This window comes from uncultured Alistipes sp., from assembly GCF_910580175.1.
GTDB lineage: Bacteria > Bacteroidota > Bacteroidia > Bacteroidales > Rikenellaceae > Alistipes.
Genome location: NZ_CAJTXD010000006.1, coordinates 147569 through 170897, shown reverse-complemented (window position 1 = coordinate 170897; position 23329 = coordinate 147569). Strand labels below are relative to the sequence as shown.

The following is a 23329-nucleotide window of genomic DNA, read 5'->3' as shown; positions in this document are numbered from 1 at the left end:
GATGAAAAGAGGTTTTCTGTATGCGTTGTTGTTCGTTTCGGCGGCCTGCACTTCGTTCGAGCAGAATCCCTATCGGGATGTCGTGCGTACGCTCAGCGTGCAGTTGGTCTATCCCGAAGGGTATGCCGACCGGATGCGCGCAGGCGTTGCCGTGACGCTCGCCGACCGCAATACGAGCAATAGTTATGAGGCCCGTACCGACGCTGCGGGCGCTGTGCGGTTCGAGGTGGCGGCAGGGCATTACCGCCTCGCCGCTTTCGACAAGCCCGATGCCGTGACGATCTTCAACGGGACGGTCGAGCAGGTCGATCTGATGGCCGGCGACGCGGCTGTCGAGGTGCCTCTCGAATATTCCGAGGCGGGCAGCATCCTCATCAAGGAGATCTACTCGGGCGGTTGTCCGATGAATCCTCCCGCCACGGATTCCTATACCAACGACAAGTATGTCATCCTGCATAACAACAGCAGCCGGCGCCGGTTTCTCGACGGGTTGTGTTTCGCGACCGTGGCGCCTTACAATTCCAAGGTGCAGTCCAACCCTTGGACAAGCATCGACGCCTCGGGCAACATCGTTTTCCGCGACTATGCGGCCGTTCCCGACGCCATTTGGCAGTTCCCTGGCTCGGGCGAGGAGTTCCCCATCGAGCCGGGCGGCGATGCCGTCATCGCTTTCTGGGGCGTCGATCATACGCAGGAATATTCGTTCTCGGTCGATCTGAACCGAGAGGGCTATTTTGTGCTCTACGACCAGTTGCTCTATCCCGGCAGTACGCGTTGGCCTACGCCGGTGCCCGGCGATCGGATCGAGGAGCGCTTCCGCATGCGGGTGGTCAAGAAAACGGGCCGCAGCGGTGAGGGCGGCGCCAATACCTATGTGATTTCGAACAATTCGCCGGCCGTGATCCTTTTCCGGGCGCCCGACGGGTTCGATCTGGAGGCTTACCTGGCCGACGACATGGCGTCGACGATTCTGAGCGGCAATATCGTCTATTCCAAGGTGCCGTGGGAGTGGGTCGTCGACGGCGCGGAGGTTTCCGATAATACCGGATCGTCGAACCACAAGCGTTTGCGCGCGGACGTCGACGCCGGTGCCGTGGCTTTCTCCGGCATGCCGCAGGGCCACACCGTGCATCGCCGTTTGGACGAGGAGGCCACGCGGCAGGCTGGATTCGAGGTTTACCAGGATACCAACAATTCGTCGAACGATTTTTACGAGCGGGCGACACAATCGCTGCGGGAGTTATGAGGCGGATATTTACTTTGTTTGCTGTTTTGTCGCTCGGCGCCGTCGCGGCGCAGGGGCGTTTCGAGCGGGTGGCGCGGCGCAATCCGTGGAACGGAGGTGTTGTCGCGGCCGGCTTGCGACAGGATACGTTGAGCCGTTCGTTCGCCGAGGTCTATTTTGTCAAGGAGAACGGCGGCTTGATCGACCGTTCGTCGTCCGACGACAGTTGGAATGCCGGGGCGCGCACCGCATCGATCCGTCATTTCGAGAAAGTTTCGTTTTCCGGGGGCTTCTCCTACGATTATTTCGACGGGCGCAACATGTGCGGGTCGATCTTTTCCGTGCCGGGTTTGTATCCGGTCGACATTCTGGAGTTCACGCCGGGGCGCAAGGTGCGCGAGACCTACGCGTTCGACGGGGCGCTTTCCGCCGTGCTCGGCGAGCGGTGGACGGGGGGGCTGAAGGTCGGTTTCGAAGCCTCCAACTATGCCAAGCGCAAGGATTTGCGCCATAAGAACATGCGGCTCGACTTCGAGTTCGCGCCCGGGGTCATGTACCATGCCGGACGGTTCGCCGTCGGTGCGGCCTACATCGTGGGGGTCGACCGCGAGAAGATCGAAGCCGAGGAGATCGGCGCTTCGGCCGATTCCTATATGGCTTTCTTCGACCGGGGATTGCGCTTCGGTTCCCTCCAGTTGTGGCAGAGCAACGATCTGCACCTTACCACGGCTGGCGTTACCGGTTTCCCGGTCAAGCAGACTACCCAAGGCGCTGCGCTGGCTTTGCAATTCGGGCCTTGGTTCGCCGAGGCGGCCTACCGCAACCGCGTCGGCCGCACGGGCGAGCGTGTCGCATGGCACGAGTTCCGCACCCACGATCTGCGCGCGGACGTCGGTTGGCGGCTCTCCCGTACGGACGCGTGCCACGATGTGCGGTTGAGGGTCGAGTGGGAGTCGCTCGACAACCGCGAAAACATCATCACGTACCAGACCGTCAACGGTGTGGCCAATCCTCAGTTGCATGGTTCCGTGCCGATTTTCGGGCGGCGCAGACTCGATATGCAGGCCGCCTACGAGTGGACGACGGCGCGTACCGATCTGCGTGCCGGGGTGTCGGGCACCTGTCTCAACCGCGAGTCGACGCTCATGTTCCCCTATGTGCGGGGCCAGCGGCTGTGTCATGCGTCGTTGTGGGCCGATTGGACGCAAACGTTCGGGCGTTGGGAGTTGAATCTCGCGGCCGATTTCCGTACGGGCGATTTCCGCGAGCGGCAAAGCCGCCTGGAGACGTCGGCCGAGCCGGGCGATTATCCGGTGCGGCTGACCGATTACTACGATTATGAGAACGAGTTTCTCGCGGCCGACCGGTTGGGTGCCGGTGTCGGTGTGCGGCGCCATATCCGGCGGTTCTACATCGACCTTTCGGCACGTTACGAGCGCGGTTTCGGGCTGCGCGTCGTGGAGCGTCCGGATCGTGTGCGGGCCATGCTTTGCGTCGGATACGATTTTTAACTTCTAATACTTTACAGCTATGAAAAAACATTTGTTTGCAGTTCTGGCGTTCGCAGCTTTGGCGTTCGCAGCTTGTTCGGACAACGACAACGAAGGCAACGTTCCCCCCCCCGATGACGGTACCGTGACTTGGGGCGGTGTGAAATACCAGACCGTCAAACTCCAGGACGGCCGCACCTGGATGGCCGAGAACCTGCGTTACGTGCCCGTGGGCAAGACCATTTCCAGTGATCCGACCGACGGCAGCGGTGTCTGGAATCCCTGCGACTTGAACAAACAGGCCGATCCCGAGCGTGTCGAGACCGATGGCCTGCTGTACAGCTATCCTGTGCTGTTGGGCTTGGAGGGCGAGTTTTCGGCCGAGAACTTCGACAAGTACGAGGGCGTGCAGGGCATCTGCCCCGACGGCTGGCATGTGCCGACCATGGCCGAGTGGCTCAAGTTGGCCGGCCAGGGCAGCGGCGGCCTTTCCGATGCTTCGTCGCCTTACTACGATTCCGAGGCGATGGGCGCTCCGATGCCCGCATTGAATGCAGATGGGTTCAACCTCTTGACTTGCGGTTATATCAACGCCGCTTCGGCTGTTGCGAAGCCGGCCTACATGGCCATCGAGTCGAAGGCCGAGGACGGAGCCGGCAAGTTCGGCATGTCCTATTTCGCCGCGTCGACCGCTTATCAGCTCACTTACAATACGGCCGGCGATGCCGCTTCGGGCATTAAGAACATCCAGTTCTACGCAAGCATGATTACCTATAATGCAACTTACAACCGGTTGCAGGTCGCTTACCAGAATGCTTACGGTGCGGCACCCGTTCGTTGCATCAAGAACCTCGATTAACTGCGTCCGATACCGGTTTGCACAGGGGAGCTGCCGAAAGCTCCCCGTGTGCGTTTCCGGATCGCAATACGTTTGACCGCATCTTGAGCCGTCCGGCGGCACGGCGTTCCGCCGTGAAGATGCGGAGCGAAACACACAAACCTGACAACAGATGAAACGTAAACCTAATTATTTGAAACACCTCCTCCAATGGGGCGTATTAGCCGCCATCGTCGGTACGGTGGGTTGGGCCGCATATTCCGACACGCCGGTCGACGTGGAGAAATATTGTCCGTTCGGAGGATTGCAGGCGTTCGGAACCTACCTGGTCAACCATTCGTTGGCTTGTTCGATGTCGATGCTCCAGATCATGATGGGTCTGGTGCTGGCCGTGGGCGTGATCCTCTTCTCGAAGCTCTTCTGCGGCTATCTGTGCCCCTTGGGAACGGTCGGCGAGGCTTTGGGCCGCATGGGCCGCAACCTCCATTTGCAGATCGACGTGCCGGTCGGCAGCACGGCCGACAGATGGTTGCGCATCATCAAATATGTGCTGCTTTTCACGATTCTTTACTTCACGCTCTCGTCCAGCGAGTTGTTCTGCAAGAAGATCGATCCTTACTACGCTGCCGCTACCGGATTCCAGGGCGAGATCGTGCTGTGGATGTCGATCACGAGCCTTGCGCTGGTAATTTTGGGCAGTTTCGTGGTAAAGATGTTTTGGTGCAAGTATATCTGTCCGCTGGGTGCCATCAGCAATGTCTTTAAATTCTTGCCGTTGGTCGTTCTGGCTGCGGTCGCCGTCTGGGTGTTGGATTTCTATGGCGTCCGGGGCGGCTGGGTCTGGGTGCTCGCGGCCGTGTGCATTGCGGCTTTCTTCATGGAGGCGATCCGTTTGAAGAGTTGCGGCTTCCCGTTGGTGTACGTGCAGCGCGATGCGGCGCTTTGCAATAGTTGCCGCCTTTGCGAGAAGAAGTGTCCCTATCATATTCCCATCCACGACGATGCTAAGGTCAAGCATGTCGATTGTACGTTATGCGGGCAGTGCATTTCGTCGTGCGCCACGGGTGCGTTGCAGATCAACGGCCATACGGCTTGCCGTTGGGTGCCCGGGCTGTTGGCCGTGGCGTTGTTCGGCATGGCGCTCTGGCTCGGGACGACGCTCGAATTGCCCACCATCGACGAGAAGTGGGGCGATTATGAGAAGGCCGAACAGTTGCAGACCTACCAGATGGAGGGCTTGCAGACCATCAAGTGCTTCGGTTCGTCGAAAGCTTTCGCAGCCAAGATGCAGAGCGTGCCGGGTGTCTATGGCGTGCGGACGTTCGTGCGGCGTCACGGGATTGAGGTAACCTACGACCCGGCGGTTACCGATACGTTGAAGATTCAGGCTGCGATCTTTACTCCTACGTTGCGCAAGTATGCCACGCCCGACGAAAGCGTGCCGATGCTCGAGGTCGTCAAGTTGGGTGTCGAGGGCCTGCACGACCGCATGGACATGGTTTATTTCGGCATGGTGCTTCAGCGCATCGAGGGCGTCTACGGCTTTACGGCCGAGTTCGCTTGTCCGGTCGATGTGACGGTCTATGCCGATCCCGCAGCCCGCATCGACGAGGAGGCTTTCGCCCGCGCGATCAACGCCAAGGAGTTGACCATGAAGACCAAGGAGGGCGAGAAGGTCATCCCGATGCACACCGAGCTGAAAAGTTGCGCCGCCGGCCGGAGCCTCGTTTCGCGCGAGGAGTTCGTCGCCGTGATGTTCCGCGATATCGAGAAGATGTCGGGGCGTTTCGTGGCCAACCTCGAAAAATGGGGCGACGACGAGCGTTTCCCCAAGGCGGTTTACGAAATGGAGTTCCCGGCGATCGAGAAGTTGCTCGTGCGCCAGGCATTCCCTTATTTCAAGAGTTTCCTTTCGTGTACGGACGGCATCGTCTCGGTCGACTTCGTGCTGCGCGGCGTCACGCCTGTCATGCGGTTGCATTACGTGCGGTCGATGTGGAGCGACGCCCGCATCTGGAGCGACATTTTCCAGGCTCCGAAGTGGACGCTGCGCATGGCTGACGGCACGTTCCAGGAGGCCGACCCGCGGTTGAAGTTCTCGGCACCGGGCCGTACGGTCGAACAAAAGTAAAAGATCGGGAGCTGGCCGCCCCTTTTTGCGGATGCCGGCTCCCGAATAAAAACGTTGATCCATGAAACGGATATGGGCGCTTGGCGCCGTGTTGTTGTTGGCCGTCGGCAGTGCGTCGGCCGACGAGGGGATGTGGCTCGTCCAGCGGCTCCGGGAGATTTATCCCCGGATGCGGGCCGAAGGATTGAAGCTCTCCCCGCAGGAGATCTACGACGAGTTATCCGTCGCCTTGTCGGACGCCGTGGTGGCGGTCGACGGCGGCATGGGATCGGGAAGCATGATTTCCGACCGGGGCTTGATGATTACCAATCATCATGTCGCTTTCAGCGACATCTGCGCCCTCTCGACTCCCGAGCATAACTATCTCGAAGAGGGGTTTTGGGCGCGCGAGGCCGAGGATGAAATCCCCGTTCCGGGGAAAACCGTCTCCTTTTTGCGCCGGGCGGTCGATGTGACGGACCAGGCGCAGGCGATGATCGCCGAGCGCAAGGCCGCCGGCACGTGGGGCGTCATGGCCATGCGGCGGTTGTATGCCGACCTCGAAAAGCGTTACGGTGCCGACACCGATTGCGAGGTTTCGTGCGTCTCGATGTGGGGCGGGCGTTTGTTTTTGATGTGTTACTACGACGTCTACCGCGATGTGCGGCTGGTCGGCGCCCCTCCGGTCGCGATCGGTGCGTTCGGCGGCGACTTCGATAATTGGGGCTGGCCCCAGCACAAGGGCGATTTCGCGCTTTACCGCGTCTACGCTTCGCCCGACGGCCGTCCGGCGGCTTACAGCCCCGACAACGTGCCGCTGCGGCCTCGCCGCGTGTTGAGCGTGGCGACGCGGGGCGTGCACGACGGCGACTTTGCCATGGTCATCGGCTATCCCGGACGCACGAACCGCTATGCTTCGTCGTTTGCCATCGATGAGAAGCAGCACGTGCGCAATCCGATCGTGGTAAAGAACCGCCACGAGCGGATGGACATCTTGCGCCGCCACATGGAGCGTGCTCCGCGGGTGCGCATGGCTTATTCCGATGCTTATTTCGGATTGAGCAACTACGCCGACTATGCCAAGTGGGAGAACAAGTGTTTGCGGCGCTTCGGCGTGGCCGATGTGCGGCGCGACGAGGAGCGCCGGATGCAGCGGTGGATCGAAGCCGATTCGGCTCGCCGGGCCGGATACGGTTCGGTGTTGGCCGACTTGGAGCGGGGTTACGGCGTGCGGCGCGATGCCGAACGCCACCTCAACCATTTCCGCGAGTCGTGGTTAGGCCCCAGCCAGGCGTTGCTTGCGGCCAATCGGGTGGTTTCTTTTCTGGATAAACTCGACCGTCAGGGGCGCGATACGCTGCGACTCGCCGACCGCGATGCACGGGGTATCGTCGAGGGGGCTTCGCGGCTGCGGCGCAACTACGACGTCGATACCGACCGTGATTTGCTGGCCCGGATGATGGTCAATTTTACCGCTTCGGTGCCGCGCGCCATGTGGGGCGAGGGGCTGACCGCGATGTTCGACCGGGCCGGCGGCGATGCCGACCGGATGGCGCGCGAGGCTTTCGATGCTTCGTTCTGTTCGTCGGCCGGGCGTTACGAAGCCCGTTTCGCCGATGATTGCGCTGCGGACGATCTTCGCCGCGATCCGTTGGTCACGTTGGCCGGATCGGTCGCCGTGCAGCGTTTCACGGGGGCTGTGTCCCGGGCCGAGAAGAAGGCTCATGTGCAGGTCGGTGCGACCGAACGACGCTATGCCGAGGCGCTCTACGATTTCCGTGAGGCATGCGGCGTGCCGCAGTATCCCAATGCCAATTCGACGATGCGGCTCTCCTACGGAACGGTCAAGCCTTTGGCTTCTGCCGACGGCGTGCGCTACGATTCGCGGTCTACCGTTGCAGGTTATCAGGAGAAGTACGATCCGGCGCAATACGAGTATCGGGTCGACGAGCGTATGCGTTCGCTCATCGAGGCCAAGGATTGGGGCCGTTGGGGCGAAAAGGGCGTGTTGTATGTCGATTTCCTGACCGACAACGACATCACGGGCGGCAATTCGGGCAGCCCGGTGCTCGACGGGCGCGGGCGGCTGATCGGACTGGCGTTCGACGGCAACCGCGAGTCGATGGCCGGCGACGTGTGGTTCCATCCCGAGTTGTCGCGCACGGTGTGCGTGGATATTCGTTATGTGATGTGGGTCATCGAGAAATACGCCGGTGCCGGCTGGTTGCTCGATGAAATGCGGTTCGAGAAGTAGAACCCGACGATCGGGGCGCCGGAGCGCTCCCGATACAAAAGCATCGCCCCGGCTGCTCATGCGCGGCCGGGGCGATGCTTTTCTATTTGCAGTGGATGAACGAGTAGCCGAAGCGTTCGCAGGCGGCCCGTTCGAGGTCTTCGCGCACGCTGGGGTGGGCGATGCCGATCAAGGCCCGGGCACGTTGGGCCAGGTTCTTGCCGCGCAGGTGCGCCACACCGAATTCGGTAACGATATGTTGCACCATGTGGCGCGTCGTCACGACGCCTGCTCCGGCCGTCAGCCGTGCGCGGATTTTCGACTCGCCCTTCGGGGTGGTCGAGGGGATGGCGATGAAGGTCTTGCCGCCCTCGGAGAGTGCGCCGCCGTACATGAAGTCGTGCTGGCCGCCGACACCCGAAATGATGCGTTCGCCTACCGAATCGGCGCATACCTGTCCCGTGAGGTCGACCTCTACGGCCGAGTTGATTGCCATCACGCGGGGATTCTCGCGGATGCGGAACGGGTCGTTCGTCCAGGCCACATCTTTCATCAGCAGATCCTTGCGGTAGTCCATATAGTCGTAGAGCTTGCGCGAACCCAGAGCCAGCGACGCGACGGTCGTTCCGGGCAGCACCTTCTTCTGCGAGTTGTCGATCACGCCGCTCTCCAGCAGCGGCAGCACCCCGTCGGTCATCGCTTCGGTGTGCAGCCCCAGGTGTTTGTGATCCTTGAGTGCCGCGAGCACCGCGTTGGGGATGCCGCCCACGCCGATTTGGAGCGTGGCGCCGTCGGGGATCAGTTCGGCGATGCTCCGGCCGATGCGGGTTTCGGTCTCGGTCGGGGCGGCCGTCGGCACTTCGACCAGCGGTTCGTCGACTTCGACGACCGCGGCCAGCCGCGAAACATGGATCAAGGCGTCGCCGTAGGAGAAAGGCATGCGGGGATTGATCTGTCCGATCACGATCTTGGCGCATTCTACGGCCGAGACCGCCAGATCGGCCGACACGCCGTAGGAGCAGTAGCCCTCGGCGTTGGGTAGCGACAAGTTGAGCAGCGCCACGTCGACGGGCAGCGTGCCGTCGCGGAACAGCCCCGGGATTTCGCCCAGAAAGGCGGGTATGGTCTGTCCGTAGCCCTCGGCCAGCCAACGGCGGATGTTGTTGGCCACGAAAAGGCTGTTGACCCGGAAGGCATCTTTGTATTCGGGACGGCAGTAGGGGGCGTCGGCTCGGCCCACAGCGAAACCCGAATAGAGTTTTACGTCCTCCAGCTCCGGCCCGCGGTCGGCCAGCGCGGCGACGAGCGTTTCGGGAATCGAGGTGCTGCCTTGGATGTAGACGCTCTGGCGGGAGCGGATGAGCCGAACGGCTTCGGCGGCAGAAATGGATTTCATAGGCGGGGTTATTCGAGCGGGTGGGTTCGTGCGAAAAGGGCGAGGCGTTCTTCCAGCATGTCGAACTGCTGGGGGCGGTTCATCTGCGAGATGCAGACCCGGATGCCCTCCTGCCGGCTGCCGGTAAGCGACAGGGCTATGGCGCAGATGCCGCACAGCAGCAACTCGCGCAGCAGTTCCGATCCGCTCAGGCCCGGGTAGCCGATCGTGTAGAAGAATCCGTCGCTGACCTCTTCCTCCTGGTCTTTGTCGTAGACGATGCGGAATCCGTGGCGCAGGAACGCCGCTTTGGTCAGGGAGGCCCGACGGGCATATTCGGAGGCTTCGCCCACGAAGTCCAGCTGCCCGTCGGCTGCGGCGTCGAACATCGCGGCCAGGGCGTATTGGGCCGAGTGGCTGGTGCCCGACGATGCGGCATAGAGGATAGCCAGTACGTAGGCATCGCCCAGGCGGCCGATGCCGTAGCGTTGGCGCAGCGCGGAGTATTCGCGGGCGTAGAGTTTGTCCGAAATGGCGATCGCCGCGATGCGCTGGCCGGCGTAGCTGAAAATCTTCGAGCCGGAGAGCATCAGGATGTAGTTGTCCGTATATCGTGCGACGCTGGCTTGGAACGGCGCTTCGAAAGGCCGGCCCAGCGGCTTGCGGAAGTCCATGCAGAGGTAGGCCAAGTCTTCGATCACTACGGTGTCGTGGCGCGTGGCCAGCTCGCCGATGGTGCGCAATTCGTCTTCGGTCAGGCAGATCCAGGCGGGGTTGTTGGGATTCGAGTAGACGATCGCTGCGATGCGTCCCGTGGCCAGGTAGCTTTCGAGTTTCGGCCCCAGCTTCTCGGCGCGGTATTCGTAGATGTCGAACGATTCGCTGCGTATGCCCAGAATATGCACTTGGTTGCGTTGTACGGGGAATCCTGGGTCGATGAAAAGGATGGTGTCCTTGCGGGGGTCGAGTTGCGAGCAGAGCAGAAAGGCTGTGAAACTGCCCTGCATCGATCCCACCGTGGGGATGCACCCCTTGGGGGCGATGCCGATGTCGAGGAACGCCCGGATGAAGCGCGAGGCGGCCTGCTTGAATTCGGGGATGCCGAACATGTTGGGGTAGACCGATGCCACGCCTCGTCGCAGGGCCGCGCACTCGGCTTCGACGCCCGCCTGTTGGGGCGGCAGCCCCGGAATGCCCATTTCCAGATGCAGGAATTCGACGCCCGTTTCCTTTTCCAGCATGCGGGCGATGTCGCCCGACTGGCGTATGGTCGCCTGGGCGATGTCGGCGATGTCCAGACGCTCCAGCACCGTGCGGAGCGTCGCGGCAGGGAGGGGCAGCGGGGTCATGGTTCGATCTGTTTTTTTGCGTGGGCATATCCTGCGCGGAATGCCGCGAGGTTTTGCTCGACGACCGTATCGCCCTTGCGGGCGAAGATGTCGCGGATGCCTTGTTCGAGCAGCCCGATTTCGAGTCCGAGCAGCGGCGCCGTGGCTCCCAGCAGCGCCATGTTGGCCGAACGGGGCGATGCGGCTTCGCGGGCGATGGCCTCGGCGTCGAGCACCACGACGCGCGGCAGGGCGCCCAGGGCTTGGGTCAGGACCGCTTCGTCCGGGTAGTTGTCTATGTTTTTGAACGGCACCGTGTTCGTCACGATCCAGCCGTCCGCCGCCAGCCAGGGCAGGTAGCGCAGCGCTTCCATCGGTTCGAGCGAAATCACGATGTCGGCGGCGCCCTGCGGAATCAGGTCGGAGTGTATCTGCTCCGAGCTGAGGCGCAGGTTCGATTGTACGTCGCCGCCGCGCTGGCTCATGCCGTGCACTTCGGCCTGCTTGATCTGCAATCCCTCGTTCAGGGCCGCGCGGCCTATGACCGTGGCGATCGAGAGGATGCCTTGTCCTCCGACGCCCGAAAGTATGATGTCTTTTTTCATCGTCGTTGTTTTAAGTTCATGCGGCGGTCGTTCGCTTCGACAGGGTGCGGTCTGCCGCCGTGCGGTTCGGCACGAACCTTACTTTTTAGCCGCTGCGGTGTGGCGTTTGGCCGTCTGAATGCACTCGCGGCGCGGGATGATGACCGATACGCCCTCGTAGGCGATCTCTTCGCGGATCATCTGCTTGAGTTCTTCGCGGTTCTTGGGCAGGGGCACCACCACACGGATGTGCGCCGGGTCGACACCCAGGCCTGTGCATATCTGCTCCAGTCGTCCCGTGCCGGCCGAATCCTGGCCGCCGGTCATGCCCGTGGTCAGATTGTCGGAGATGATTACCGTGATGGGGCTTCGTTCGTTCACGGCGTCCAGCAGTCCCGTCATGCCCGAGTGGGTGAAGGTCGAGTCTCCGATCACGGCAATAGAGGGGTGCAGTCCTGCGTCGGCGGCGCCTTTGGCCATGGTAATCGAAGCCCCCATGTCGACCACTGTGTCGATGGCATGGAAAGGTGCCAGCCACCCCAGCGTATAGCAGCCGATGTCGCTGAAAACCTTGGCTTCGGGGTGTTCTTCGCGCACCACCTCGGTCAGCGCGGCATACATGTCGCGGTGGCCGCAGCCTTGGCACAAGGCGGGCGGACGGGGCACGACGATGCGGCTTGCGGCGTGGGCTTCCAGCGGGGCCAGCCCCAGGGCGGCGCGCAGGCTGTCGGGTGTCAGTTCGCCCGTGCGGGGCAGCTGCCCCGAGAGCCGGCCGCGGATTTCGACCGGAGCCGGGAGTACGCCGCGCACCGCTTCTTCGACCACGGGCTGCCCCTCCTCCGCGATCAGCAGGGCTTGGCATTCGGCGGCCATTCGGCGGATCAGGTCGGCGGGCAGGGGGTATTGCGAAATCTTCAGCACCGGGTGGGGCGCGCCTTGCGGGAAGTTCTCCATCACATAGTTGTAGGCTATGCCGCAGGCTATGATGCCCAGCGATTTGTCGGGAGCGTCGGTATAGCGGTTGAAGCGGCTTTCTTCGGCTTCTTGTTCGAAGCGCGTGTTGTCGTCGAGCAGCGCTTTGTAGCGCACGCGCGAATTGCCGGGCATCAGTACCCATTGCCGCTTCTTCTCTTCTTCAGGACACCGCATGGGATTCTCCTCGCGCGCCTCCCGGGTTTCGACCACGGCCCGCGAATGGGCCATGCGGGTCGTCAGGCGCATCAGCACGGGGATGCGGAACTTCTCCGACAGCTCGAAAGCGGCCTGCACCATGTCGTAGGTCTCCTGTTGGGTGGCAGGCTCGAACGTGGGGATCAGGGCGAATTTGCCATAGAAGCGCGAATCCTGCTCGTTCTGCGACGAGTGCATCGAGGGGTCGTCGGCCGCCACGACGACCAGTCCTCCGTGGGCGCCGGTCATGGCGGCGTTGACGAAGGCGTCGGCGGCGACGTTCATGCCTACGTGCTTCATGCAGACCAGCGCGCGGCGTCCGGCGAACGACATGCCCAATGCCTCCTCCATGGCGGTTTTTTCGTTCGCCGACCAGGCGCAGTGGATGCCTCGTCGGGCTGCGAGGGGATGGGCCTGGATGAATTCGGCGATTTCGGTCGAGGGCGTGCCGGGATAGGCATAGACACCCGAAAGTCCTGCGTGGAGCGCCCCCAATGCGAGGGCTTCGTCTCCGAGTAAAAGTTCCCGTTGTGCCATGAGCAAATGGTGTTTATCCTGTTTTGACAAAGATAACAAAATTCAATAGAAAAACCATTTTTGCCAATAAAAAGCGACGTATGCGGCGGAAAAACGTCTGGATCGTAGGCAAAATGCGGTGTTTGCCGCAGGCGAGTTGTCTTTTTTGTTTCGAATTCCGTGTCGGGCGATTTGTTGCTTGCTACTCCCTCCTGCGGTTTTTACCATATTATAATAGGCGAATGCGTTAAATATTCGGTTCGGGTTAAAAAATAGTTCCGGAAATTTGTGTATATCCCGTTTTTTACATTAACTTTGTCAACGCCGAAAATTGGTTAACCACTTTGGCGAACCAATCGGGCGGCCGGCGGATGTCGGAACACGGAACGCAGCCATAAATATCGTTGCATTGCAACGATGCCAACCATAAACCAACAGAAACCTTAAAACCTTTCAACTACTCATGGCTAAGAATTTTTTGCGAAAGTCGGTGCTTGCGCTCGTGCTGTTGTCCGCTGCGACGGCCGCATTTGCGCAGCGACGCACGGTCAAGGGCGTCGTTACCGATGATTCCGGGCCGCTCGTCGGCGTTACCGTGGTGTTGCGCGACCCCCCCCCGACCGGTGCCGCAACGGGGCTGGACGGCTCCTATGCGCTCGCTGTGCCCGATGACAATGCCGTTCTCGTCTTTTCCTATGTAGGCTACCGCACGGTCGAAGTCAAGGTCGGCAAGCAGAGCGTCATCGACGTGACCATGCAGCCCGACGCTACGGCGCTCGACGAGGTGGTGGTCGTCGGCTACGGCACGCAGATGAAGTCGCATCTCACGGGTGCCATCTCCAAGATCGGCGGCGATGCGCTCGTCGACCGTCCCGTGTCGGACATCGCCACGGCCTTGCAGGGCCAGATTTCAGGCTTGAACATCAACAACGTTACCTCCGAGGTCGGCGTCGCGCCGTCGATCCGTGTGCGCGGCACCGGGTCGATTTCGGCCGACAGCGCTCCGCTGGTCATCATCGACGGTTATCCCGTGCCGGGCGGTCTTTCCGATCTCAACCCGTCGGACGTCAAGTCGATCGAAATCCTCAAGGATGCCGCCTCGGCCGCCATCTACGGTTCGCGTGCGGCCAACGGCGTGATTATGGTCACGACCAAGAGCGGTACGGCCGACAAGGCCAAATACTCGATCAAGGTGGCGCAGGGTCTCAAGTGGGCCTACCAGCTCCACGACTTGATGACCTCCTCCGAGCATCTGCAACTCTTGCAGTGGCAGGAGTCGCTCGGCGCCGTGGGGCAGAACTTCGTGCCTGCCTCCAACTACCGCGCTGCCGCATGGATCGAGCGCAACATCGGGTCGACCGACTGGCAGCGCGAGGCGCTGCGCGACCTGGCCGGCATTACCAACGTGCAGTTTTCGCTCACGGGCGGCAAGAAAACTTTCCGCTACTACGCTTCGGGCGCTTATACCAAAGACCAGGGCATCATGCTCCAGAACGAGGTGCAGAAGGTCAACTTCCGCTCCAAGATGGATGTCGACCTCTCCAAGGCCGTGAAGTTCGGCATCAACCTCGCAGGCACCTACCAGCAGGCTTCGCGTCCGAAGAACAACTTCATCGATTTCTACCGCACCCCGTCGTTCATGCCCGTGCGGCACAACGCTTGGACAACGGCGCTGACCGGTTATGAGGGATTCGCCCGCGGCAGTCATTTCAACGCCATTTCGGTGCCCACGGCACCCACCGACGACGAGAACGCCCGCTGGGAGAATGCCAATCCGTTTTCGTCGGCCAACAACAACCCCCGCAGCGTGATGGCCAACACCCAGCGGTGGAACGAGTCGTTCTCGGGCCTGGGCAACATCTACCTGACGGTCGACATCTGCAAGGGGTTGACGTTCCGCACTTCCAACGGTTTCAACATCAAGTATTCCCCTTCCTACTATTACGCCAAGAAGAACGCCACCAAGGACGGCGAGGCGAGCAACGCCACATTCTTCAGTACGCTTTACGTCGATCTGTTGACTGAAAACACGTTCGACTTCCACCGCACCTGGGGCCGTCACGATTTCGAGGCCTTGGCCGGTTATACGGCCGAGACGACGCGTGTGCAGCGTGTGGCATTGACCGGCACCGGTTTCCCGACCGACGACATCAAAACGCTCAACGCCGCCACGGTTTTCAACCTTGCCTCGTCCAACAACGGCAACGGCGCCGGCACAGGTACGTTCCGTTATCCCGATGTGGTGTTGCAGTCGTTCCTCGCGCGCGTGAACTACGCCTATGACAACCGTTATCTGCTCTCCGCATCGATCCGTCTCGATTCTTCGTCGCTCTTTGCCGGAGGGCATCGCAACGCTTGGTTCCCCTCCGTGTCGTTGGGGTGGCGCATCTCCGAGGAGCAGTTCCTCAAGGGGCTGCATGGGTTGTCCAACCTCAAGCTGCGCGCGTCCTACGGTGTGACGGGCAACAACAACATCGACTACAATGCCGCTCTGGAGGTCTACGAGGCGCAGAACTACGTCTTGGGCGAGGGCACCGGTTCATTGCAGCCCGGCGTGGCTTCGGCGGCCGTGCTGGCCAACCGCGACATCACGTGGGAGCAGACCGACGAGTTCAACTTCGGTCTCGACGCCGGCTTCCTCGACAACCGCATCAACCTTTCGGTCGACGGTTACTACTCGGTAACGCGGGCGCTGCTCTTCAAGCAGCCGATGCAGTCGTTCTCGGGGTATACCAATTACTGGAACAACATCGGGCGCGTGCGCAACTCCGGTGTCGAAATCCAGATCGACACCTATAATTTCGACCGTCGGCGCTTCAAGTGGGACACCTCGATCAACTTCTCGCTTTCGCGCAACAAGTTGCTTGAGCTGGGCGGCGAGAAGCAGGTCATCACGCAGGGCGAGCGCACCGAGAACTACCTGGCCCGCGTGGGCGAGCCGCTCATCCAGTATTATGGGTTCAAGGCCATCGGCGTGTGGAACTCCCAGGAGGAGATCGATGCCAACCCCCACTTCTCGACCGATGCGCCGGGGGGCCTGCGTATTTGGGATGCCAACGGCGACAACCAGCTCGACGACAACGACCGTGTGGTCTTGGGCACCCCCTATCCGTCGTTTACCTACGGCATGACCAACACCTTCCGGATCGGCGACTTCGACCTTTCGTTCATGATCCAGGGCGTGCAGGGCGTGACGCTTTTCAACGGCGACCTCTACTATACCGAGACCATGCGTTACAACAAGGCTTACGTTAAGGATCGTTGGATTTCGGCCCAACACCCCGGCGACGGACGCACGCCCTACGAGAAGCTCGGCACCGATATGCTGTTGACCGACTACGGCCTCCAGGACGGTTCTTACGTCTGCCTGCGCAACGTGACGCTGGGCTATACCTTCCCCAAGCGCATCGTCCGCAAGCTCCATCTGTCGGGTCTGCGTCTCTATGCCTCGGGCAACAACCTCTTCTACATCTGGAGTTCCGATTACAAGGGCATCAACCCCGAGGCGCGCATGACTTCGGGCAACTACTCCAGCCCGATGATCGCCGGATACCAGCGCGGCGGTTTCCCGCTCACGTCGACCGTCACGTTCGGCCTCGACCTTACTTTCTAAATACGTCTTTCTCATGAAAATGCTGAAATATATCATTCCGATCTTCATGGCCACGGGTCTTTGCGCCTGCGAAATGGACCGCGAAGTTTACTCCGAACCTCCGGTCGATGGCTACGCCAAGGATGCTGCCGGCGTCAATAGCCTGCTGATGGGTGCCTATGGTTCGATGCACGACGTGCTCTATTACGAGTGGGCGATGACCGAACTGCGTTCGGACAACACCCGCATGCGCATCAACGGTTCCAATTCGTCGGAGAGCAAGCTCATCGAGCAGCTCGACCAGAATACCTTGTTGAGTTCCCATGTGTGGGTCGATAAATATTGGACGGCTTCCTACCATGCCATCGCCGGTGCCAACGACGTGCTTGCAAGCATCGGCGTCGTGGGCGACGAGACCCTGGCGGCGCAGTACGAGGGCGAAGCGCGGTTCCTGCGGGCGCTCAATTATTTCAATATTGTACGTCTTTGGGGGCCGGCTTTCAAGGTGACGCGCAAACTCTCGGCCGCTGAGTCGCGAACTATGCAGCGCGTCGCTTCGTCGGAGATCTACGATCTGATCGAGGAGGATCTGCGGGCCATCGTCGACAACGGGTTGTTGCCCGAGCGTTATGCTGCGGCCGACCTGGGCCGGGCGACGTCGGTCGCGGCCAAGGTGTTGTTGGCCAAGGTCTGCATGACGCGCTACGCTTCTGGCGATGCAGAATACGCCGAGGCTGCCTCGCTGCTGCGCGACGCGATCGCCGCGGCGGGCGATCCGCAGAGCGGCGCCCAGCTGGTGCCCTACGACGAGGTCTTCTCCATCCGCAACGAGATGAACTCCGAGATCATCTTCGCCGTGCGCTACACGGCGGGCAACAAGGGTCTCGGTTCGCCTTTCGGCGGACTGTTCGGCCCGCTCAACAACGGCGGCAACGTCATCATCGGTTCGCCCAAGCACTACAACTATCCGTCCAACGACCTGCTGGCGGCTTTCAAGAAGCATCCGTCCGACAAGCGCATCGACGTGTCGTTCGCCGAGAAGTATTGGAACGCCACCACCGGCAAGTGGGTCACGGATTCCAAGACGGCGCGCTACGTTACCAAATTCCTCTCGTCCGTGCTGACCGAGTACGACGGCGAGAACGACTGGCCCGTGATCCGTCTGGGCGACGTGCTGTTGCTCTATGCCGAACTCACGGCCGAGCTGGCGGGCACTCCCACGGCCGAATCGGTAAAGTACCTCAACATGACCCGTGAGCGGGCCGGGATTCCTCCCTATGCCGCGGCCGACTTCGGGTCGATGACCGAATTCCGCACAGCCCTGCGCGAGGAGCGCCGCCTGGAGCTGGCGTTCGAGAACAAGCGCTGGTTCGATCTGAAGCGTTGGGGCATCGCCGTGGAGACGGTCAACGACTACCTGCTCGACCGCGAGAGCGCCTTCTACGGCAGCTACGGCTATGTGACGGCCATCGACGAGTGGCAGACCATGCTGCCCGTGCCGCTTTCGGTCATTGACATCAACCCCGACATCGCTCAGAATGTCGGTTATTAAAAGATTCCGCATCATGAAAAAGATACTGCAATATATCGCAACGTTGGCCGCCGTCGTGTTTTTCGCAGCCGGATGTGCCGACACTTACGTTGAGGAGTACGTTCCCGAGGCTCCCGTCATCGAGTCGTTCGCTCCTGCGCAGGCCCTTTCGGGCGAGGATACGCCCATCGTCGTCACGGGCCGTCATCTGCATGCCGTGACCTCGGCCAGCATCGGGGGCCGCGAGGTGCGGATTCTGGAGCGCGTCTCCAATACGCAGCTCTCCATCGTCGCCACGCGCGATGCCCGCACAGGACCGATCGAACTGGTCAACGCCGTGGGCAAGACTGCTTCCGAGGAGGTGCTGACGATCAACTATCCCGTGCCCGTCATTCGCACCGACGAGTTGCCCGCTCAGGTCGACATGTTCGGCGAGCTGACCCTCAAGGGACAATATATGGCCGTCGTGCGCAAGGTCATCTTCACGCCCGAGGGGGCCGATGAGGGCCGCGAGGCTGAAATCTTGAGTCAGGACGGTGCCGAACTGGTCGTGCGCGTGCCCTATGTCGAAACTTCGGATGCCCGCATCACACTGCGCTACTCCGAAGCCGACGCCGAGGTCGAATCGCCGTTCGACAGCGCTCCGCGCATTGGCATCGTACGCTTGGTGCCGAAGCTCGACGCATTGTCGTTCGACCGCCTGATCGTGGGGCGCATTACCACGCTCACGGGTTCCGATCTCGATCAGATCACGGCCGTCAAGGTAGCCGGCGAGTCGGCCAACATCGTCTCGCAGAGCGCTTCGGAACTGCGTTTCATGGTGCCGCTGGTCGAGGGATTCGCCGAGGGCGAGGGCAACACGGCACCGCTCGCGATCTATTACTTCGACAATTTAGAGTGGGACGACGTGCGCGAAACGATTCCCGTTACCGTGCTTTCGTTCAAGATATGGGAGGGCATTACTACTTGCTGTCAGGACGCCGCTTGTAGGCCGTTGTCGAGTTTCTTTTCTCCTGAAACGGGGGTTGTTTATCATAACAGCGTGTGGCCGACCGAAGTAGATCCGCTGTCGTATGGCAGCGGCGGGAAGGTCTGCTCGGGCGAAAATACGCCGTCTGTTTCCGAAGCGGAGTATAATTCGGTAAATCCCTATTTCTTTTTCTCGGCCAACTCTTATTCGGGCAGCGGCAAAGGTTCGTTGCAGATCAATTCTCCGGCTCGGAACAGTACGTTGAAGAACTTCTATCTGAAAGAGAACGGAAAGGGGGCGGATCGCATTTTCGGCGGTGCTCCGGCCTCGGGCGGCGGCTTCGGCACTCCTGCCCTGACGTTCCGCTACCTCGATCCGGCAGCACCCAATGAAAAGGAGCTGGCCGATAAGGTGCGCAACCTCGATTTCCTTTCGATCGACGAGGCGACTTTCCCCATCGACCCGGTTCAAAAGACCGTGGCGGGCGTCAATCTTCAAAAGCCGACGGCAAGTACGAACAGCTTGATGTGGGCGCCCGGAGTATTTCCCGAAACGGCCGTGGAGCAACGCGATGTGCCGGTCGATGCCGTGTTGCTCGTCCTTTATTATAATCATAAGGGCGCCGATTTGGCCAACGTGAAGCGCATCGGGTTCATCCATATTGTTTCGGCGAATTATCTTCCGGGATCTACCGCTCCTTCCTTGAGCAATGTGACATATAACGTCTGCTGGCAGAAGGAGGATTACAAATATTAAAAGTGCAAAGCCATGAATCTCAATAATAAATTGTTTGCCCTCGTCGCCGGAGCCTTGTTGTGCTTCGGGTGCGGCGACGACCCCGGATTCATCGACGCGAAGGATACGCAGCGTATTCCGGCGCTCAATCCTGCCACGATTTCCCCGCTTTCCAACGAGAGCGGCAGCGTCCGCGCCTATGTCGGCACGGAAGTGACGGTGCAGGGCTTCAACCTCGATTGCATCGGTGCTGTCACGATGGACGACATCGAGGTGGAGTTTACTGCGCAGAGCATCAAGGAGTTAAAATTCAGGATTCCGGCGCTCGACTATGCCCAGAACGATCTGCCCTATGCCGTCAAGCTGCGGGCTTACGATTTGGACAAGCAGTCCATATTTACGTATGATTATTTCGTGACCGTTCCTGTGACCGATGCTCTTGTGACGGGCTTCGCTCCCGCCGAGGGTACCGTCGGTGCCGAGATTACCGTTTCGGGCCGCAACCTCGGGCAGGTAACCCGCATCCGCTTCGGCGGTGCGACGGTCGAAGCCGCCGATTTTGCGGAGGTCGACGACGAGGGTGCTTTCGTGAAGTTCCGCGTGCCGGCCGGCGGCCATGCAGGGCCTGACACCCAAGTGGCCATCGTGGCCGAGTGGGGCACCGAGACCATCGACGTGACGGGCGAAACCCCGTTCCTGCTGCATGTTCCGAGTTTCGATGCTTTGGCCGCGCAGCCCGAGGGTACGAATTCGGTCATCGGCGACGAACTGGAGTTGACGGGTCGCAACCTCGACCTCGTGTCGGAGGTAAAGTGGGGCGACAAGGCGCTGCCCCTCGTTGCGCAGAGCGCCGAAGCGCTCACGGTGCGTTTCTCCGCGTCCATCGAGCAGGCCGATCCGGTCGTGCAGACCAAGGCTTTGGTGGCCGAATGGGGATTGTCGGAGCCTGCGCAGACCGAGATTTTGGCGGACGCATGGCGGGTCGACACTACGCCCTCGTCGTCGGTCGTTGTGCCCGAATTCGGACAGATGACCGTCGAGGGCGGCAAGTTCTACCTGGGCAAGACCGTGACCGTCACGGGCGCCAACCTGACGACCGTGGAGAAGATCGAGCTGCAATATGACGGTGAGTGCATCGAAGCCGAAATGCTTGCCGGTGCGACCGACTCCGAACTGAAGTTCACGGTGCCCGACGGCGTGACGTTCGCCAAGGCGCGCGAGGTCTCTGTGGCAGCCTTCCATAACGGCGGCGAGCAGCTCGAAATCGGCAAAGCGACGATCTATCCGTTCTACTATTATAAAGATATAACTATAGGTGCAAGCGATGCGAGCAATATTGCGATCGCATTCTTCGTGCCCGATATGGGTAAGGTGATTTCGACCGACGAATGGCGTGCCTTGGACAAATATGCTGCGCCCGACATCATGTTGAACAACAAGAACGAGTTGGATAAAACCAAGGTTACCGAGGAGCAATATTACGAGGTGTTGCCTTACTTGTTCTGTACTGCCGGCTCGAAGGCTTTCAACATCCAGGGGCCTTGCGGCAGCAACGGTCAGTTGAAAAACTTCAAAACATCCGAAGGTGTGAGCATTACCAATACAGGCACATGGTTCGGAACGCCGATTTTGAGTTTCCGCAATCTTGACGAGAGTGCAGCATCGGAGGCTGTGAAGCAGGTTGCTGCTTCGGTGCGCGATGGTTCTGTTGCCACGATGGTTTTCTCCGCAGTGACTACGGCGACGGCTTCTCCGACGTTCGTGCTGGATGGCGATGCTGTGAATTCTGGCGATTTCAATGCAGGAACGGTGTTGCTGGTGCAGTACTCCACTTGGAGTTTTGGCAACATCAAACCCAAGGGCAATGGAATTTGCCGGAGCGGATTTCTGCATGTGAAAGAAGTGACGGCGGCTGCCGTTTCGGATAAAAAGGGCCGTGTTACATTTGATTTTTATTGGTCTAAAACTTTGAATAAATAGGATTTACGGTTATAGTTAGGTTGTTTTGAGCGGTGCCGGGCGGCGGGTTCTGTCAGGATGAGCGGCAGTACCCGCCCCGACGGTGCCGAAAGGAAGACTCCTCCGAACGGTCGGCAACTCGCAGAGTTGCGCGAGCCGCAGCCCCGCCCCGGCGGAGGCTCGCAACGGCTCGCTCTCCGCAGGCTGCGGTTCGCGAAAAAGGCTGACGCTGAAACTGAAAGAAAAATGAAAGTACGCAAAATCATATTGACTACTTTGTTGTTGACCCTGGTGTTCGGGTGTTCGGGCAGCGATTTCAAGATTCCGGAAGTCGTCGTTCCCTCGCAGCCCGAGAAGCCCGACGGGAATCCGGACGACAACCCCGGCGATACGGACGATCCCGATTCTTCGGACGATCCGGACGTGAAGTTCGTCTCGTCGGCCGCCGAACTCAAGGCCTTGGGGGCGTTGTCCGCCGGCGACATCGTGGTGTGGCGCAACGGCGTTTACGAGGGGCAGATCGTCTCGGTCAGCGGGGCCGGAACGGCCGAGCGGCCCGTCGTCCTGCGGGCCGAAACGCCCGGCGGCGTCCGTTTTACCGGCACTTCGCGCCTTTCGATCGCGGGCAGTCATGTCGAGGTCAGCGGTTTTTGGTGGCAGAACCCCGAACCCGTCAAGGGCAAATCGGTCGTTGCGTTCGCCAAAGGTTCCGCCGGTTGCGTGTTGCGCGACTGCGCCATCACGGGCGATGCGACGGCCGAGGACGCCGCCACCGACACCAAATGGGTGTCGCTCTACGGTACGCATAACACCGTCCGCGAATCTACGTTCCGCGACAAGCGCAACATCGGATGCTTGTTGGTCGTGTGGCTCGAACCTGACATCGTGCCGGAGCATTTGATTGCCGACAACCGCTTCGAGCGTCCCGTGACGTTGCGCGACGCCGGCGGCAAGGCCGTCAACGGTCAGGAGACCATCCGCATCGGCACGAGCGACTTCTCTATGCAGACGGCCGCCTGCACGGTCGAGGCCAATTACTTCTACCATTGCCACGGCGAGCAGGCCGAGATCATCTCCAACAAGTCGTGCGGCAATTTCTACCGCGGCAACCTTTTCGTCGAGAGCCAGGGTTCGCTTACCTTGCGCCACGGCAACGGCTGCACCGTGCGGGGCAATTCTTTCTTGGGCAACGACCTGGAGGGCACGGGCGGCGTGCGTCTCATCGGCGAGGATCATGTCGTCGAAGACAATTACTTCGAGCGGCTGGCCGGAACGGGCTACCGTACGGCGATCTGCATGGTGCGGGGGCAGCAGTCGCCTGCCTTGAACGGTTACTGGCAGGTAAAGAACGCCCGTGTGCGGTGCAATACGATCGTCGATTGCAAATATGCGTTCAATGTCAACTATGCAAGCAACAGCGATCAGACGGTTCCCGTAGCCGGTTCCCGGATTGAGGACAATATCGTTTCGCTCTCCTCGCCGTCGTCTTATGCCGTGTGGTGCGCCCCGACGCCTGCGCCCGACATCGAGTGGAACAACAATACGCTCTACGGCGGTCGTCAGAGCGGCGTAAACCTCCCCGTGTCCGCTTCGGCGCCGATGCTTCCCGACATGCCGTTGGCCGTGGAGATGATCCGCGAGAACGCCGGGTGCAGTTGGAAAACCGAATAACC

14 protein-coding genes are annotated in these 23329 nt (G+C 60.6%); 10 read left to right on the top strand and 4 right to left on the bottom strand.

The annotated features are described in order from the left end of the window. Nucleotide 1: 1 nt before the first annotated feature. The 5 genes from QZ298_RS08245 to QZ298_RS08225 all read left to right on the top strand — a co-directional run bounded on the left by QZ298_RS08245 (nt 2) and on the right by QZ298_RS08225 (nt 7917). Nucleotides 2–1246 carry a DUF4876 domain-containing protein gene (locus tag QZ298_RS08245; protein ID WP_296007911.1) on the top strand — a complete coding sequence of 415 codons (1245 nt, stop codon included), beginning with the start codon at nt 2–4 and terminating at the stop codon, nt 1244–1246. Continuing rightward, nucleotides 1243–2736, top strand: coding sequence for a DUF6850 family outer membrane beta-barrel protein (locus QZ298_RS08240; protein WP_296007908.1), 1494 nt, complete (start codon nt 1243–1245; stop codon nt 2734–2736). The genes QZ298_RS08245 and QZ298_RS08240 overlap by 4 nt, the downstream gene beginning before the upstream one ends. 19 nt (nt 2737–2755) lie before the next feature. After that, the gene (locus QZ298_RS08235; RefSeq protein ID WP_296007906.1) at nt 2756–3574 is read left to right on the top strand and encodes an FISUMP domain-containing protein; all 819 of its coding nucleotides are present in this window, start codon (nt 2756–2758) and stop codon (nt 3572–3574) included. Nucleotides 3575–3725: 151 nt separating this feature from the next. Then, nucleotides 3726–5684 (top strand): 4Fe-4S binding protein, encoded by a 1959-nt coding sequence (locus tag QZ298_RS08230; protein WP_296007903.1) that lies wholly within the window; start codon nt 3726–3728, stop codon nt 5682–5684. Nucleotides 5685–5745: 61 nt separating this feature from the next. Further along, a complete protein-coding gene (locus QZ298_RS08225; RefSeq protein ID WP_296007901.1) occupies nt 5746–7917 on the top strand; it encodes a S46 family peptidase in 2172 nt (723 codons plus the stop codon). Between the two features lie 82 nt (nt 7918–7999). Here the strand turns inward: QZ298_RS08225 and QZ298_RS08220 are convergent, their stop codons facing one another. From QZ298_RS08220 to QZ298_RS08205, 4 genes are all read right to left on the bottom strand, one after another. After that, on the bottom strand, nt 8000–9292 hold the full coding sequence (locus QZ298_RS08220) for an acetyl-CoA hydrolase/transferase C-terminal domain-containing protein (protein WP_296007898.1): 1293 nt from the start codon (nt 9290–9292) through the stop codon (nt 8000–8002). An 8-nt stretch (nt 9293–9300) separates the two neighbouring features. Next, nucleotides 9301–10620 (bottom strand): pyridoxal phosphate-dependent aminotransferase, encoded by a 1320-nt coding sequence (locus QZ298_RS08215; protein ID WP_296007895.1) that lies wholly within the window; start codon nt 10618–10620, stop codon nt 9301–9303. Beyond that, on the bottom strand, nt 10617–11204 hold the full coding sequence (locus QZ298_RS08210) for an indolepyruvate oxidoreductase subunit beta (protein WP_296007892.1): 588 nt from the start codon (nt 11202–11204) through the stop codon (nt 10617–10619). Before QZ298_RS08210 ends, QZ298_RS08215 begins: the two co-directional genes overlap by 4 nt. 78 nt (nt 11205–11282) lie before the next feature. Further along, nucleotides 11283–12890, bottom strand: coding sequence for a thiamine pyrophosphate-dependent enzyme (locus QZ298_RS08205; protein WP_296007889.1), 1608 nt, complete (start codon nt 12888–12890; stop codon nt 11283–11285). Nucleotides 12891–13332: 442 nt separating this feature from the next. On the opposite strand from QZ298_RS08205, the gene QZ298_RS08200 reads away from it, so the two are divergent. From QZ298_RS08200 to QZ298_RS08180, 5 genes are all read left to right on the top strand, one after another. After that, nucleotides 13333–16482: a TonB-dependent receptor gene (locus QZ298_RS08200; RefSeq protein ID WP_296007886.1), complete on the top strand. Its 3150-nt coding sequence runs from the start codon at nt 13333–13335 to the stop codon at nt 16480–16482. Between the two features lie 13 nt (nt 16483–16495). Further along, nucleotides 16496–18013, top strand: a complete 1518-nt coding sequence (locus QZ298_RS08195; RefSeq protein WP_296007883.1) for a RagB/SusD family nutrient uptake outer membrane protein — start codon at nt 16496–16498, stop codon at nt 18011–18013. A 13-nt stretch (nt 18014–18026) separates the two neighbouring features. Continuing rightward, nucleotides 18027–19718 (top strand): IPT/TIG domain-containing protein, encoded by a 1692-nt coding sequence (locus QZ298_RS08190; RefSeq protein WP_296007880.1) that lies wholly within the window; start codon nt 18027–18029, stop codon nt 19716–19718. Between the two features lie 12 nt (nt 19719–19730). After that, entirely contained in the window at nt 19731–21677 is a 1947-nt protein-coding gene (locus QZ298_RS08185) for a hypothetical protein (RefSeq protein ID WP_296007877.1), read from the top strand. Nucleotides 21678–21902: 225 nt separating this feature from the next. Beyond that, the gene (locus tag QZ298_RS08180; protein ID WP_296007875.1) at nt 21903–23327 is read left to right on the top strand and encodes a polysaccharide lyase 6 family protein; all 1425 of its coding nucleotides are present in this window, start codon (nt 21903–21905) and stop codon (nt 23325–23327) included. The last annotated feature ends 2 nt before the right edge of the window (nt 23328–23329 follow it).

Excerpts from the sequence above, each read along its gene's own strand:
- QZ298_RS08230 (WP_296007903.1), top strand. The coding sequence starts at position 3,726 with ATGAAACGTAAACCTAATTATTTGAAACACCTCCTCCAATGGGGCGTA.
- QZ298_RS08245 (WP_296007911.1), top strand. The coding sequence starts at position 2 with ATGAAAAGAGGTTTTCTGTATGCGTTGTTGTTCGTTTCGGCGGCCTGC.
- QZ298_RS08225 (WP_296007901.1), top strand. The coding sequence starts at position 5,746 with ATGAAACGGATATGGGCGCTTGGCGCCGTGTTGTTGTTGGCCGTCGGC.
- QZ298_RS08205 (WP_296007889.1), bottom strand. The coding sequence starts at position 12,890 with ATGGCACAACGGGAACTTTTACTCGGAGACGAAGCCCTCGCATTGGGG.
- QZ298_RS08240 (WP_296007908.1), top strand. The coding sequence starts at position 1,243 with ATGAGGCGGATATTTACTTTGTTTGCTGTTTTGTCGCTCGGCGCCGTC.
- QZ298_RS08235 (WP_296007906.1), top strand. The coding sequence starts at position 2,756 with ATGAAAAAACATTTGTTTGCAGTTCTGGCGTTCGCAGCTTTGGCGTTC.
- QZ298_RS08210 (WP_296007892.1), bottom strand. The coding sequence starts at position 11,204 with ATGAAAAAAGACATCATACTTTCGGGCGTCGGAGGACAAGGCATCCTC.
- QZ298_RS08180 (WP_296007875.1), top strand. The coding sequence starts at position 21,903 with ATGAAAGTACGCAAAATCATATTGACTACTTTGTTGTTGACCCTGGTG.
- QZ298_RS08215 (WP_296007895.1), bottom strand. The coding sequence starts at position 10,620 with ATGACCCCGCTGCCCCTCCCTGCCGCGACGCTCCGCACGGTGCTGGAG.
- QZ298_RS08200 (WP_296007886.1), top strand. The coding sequence starts at position 13,333 with ATGGCTAAGAATTTTTTGCGAAAGTCGGTGCTTGCGCTCGTGCTGTTG.
- QZ298_RS08195 (WP_296007883.1), top strand. The coding sequence starts at position 16,496 with ATGAAAATGCTGAAATATATCATTCCGATCTTCATGGCCACGGGTCTT.
- QZ298_RS08190 (WP_296007880.1), top strand. The coding sequence starts at position 18,027 with ATGAAAAAGATACTGCAATATATCGCAACGTTGGCCGCCGTCGTGTTT.
- QZ298_RS08220 (WP_296007898.1), bottom strand. The coding sequence starts at position 9,292 with ATGAAATCCATTTCTGCCGCCGAAGCCGTTCGGCTCATCCGCTCCCGC.
- QZ298_RS08185 (WP_296007877.1), top strand. The coding sequence starts at position 19,731 with ATGAATCTCAATAATAAATTGTTTGCCCTCGTCGCCGGAGCCTTGTTG.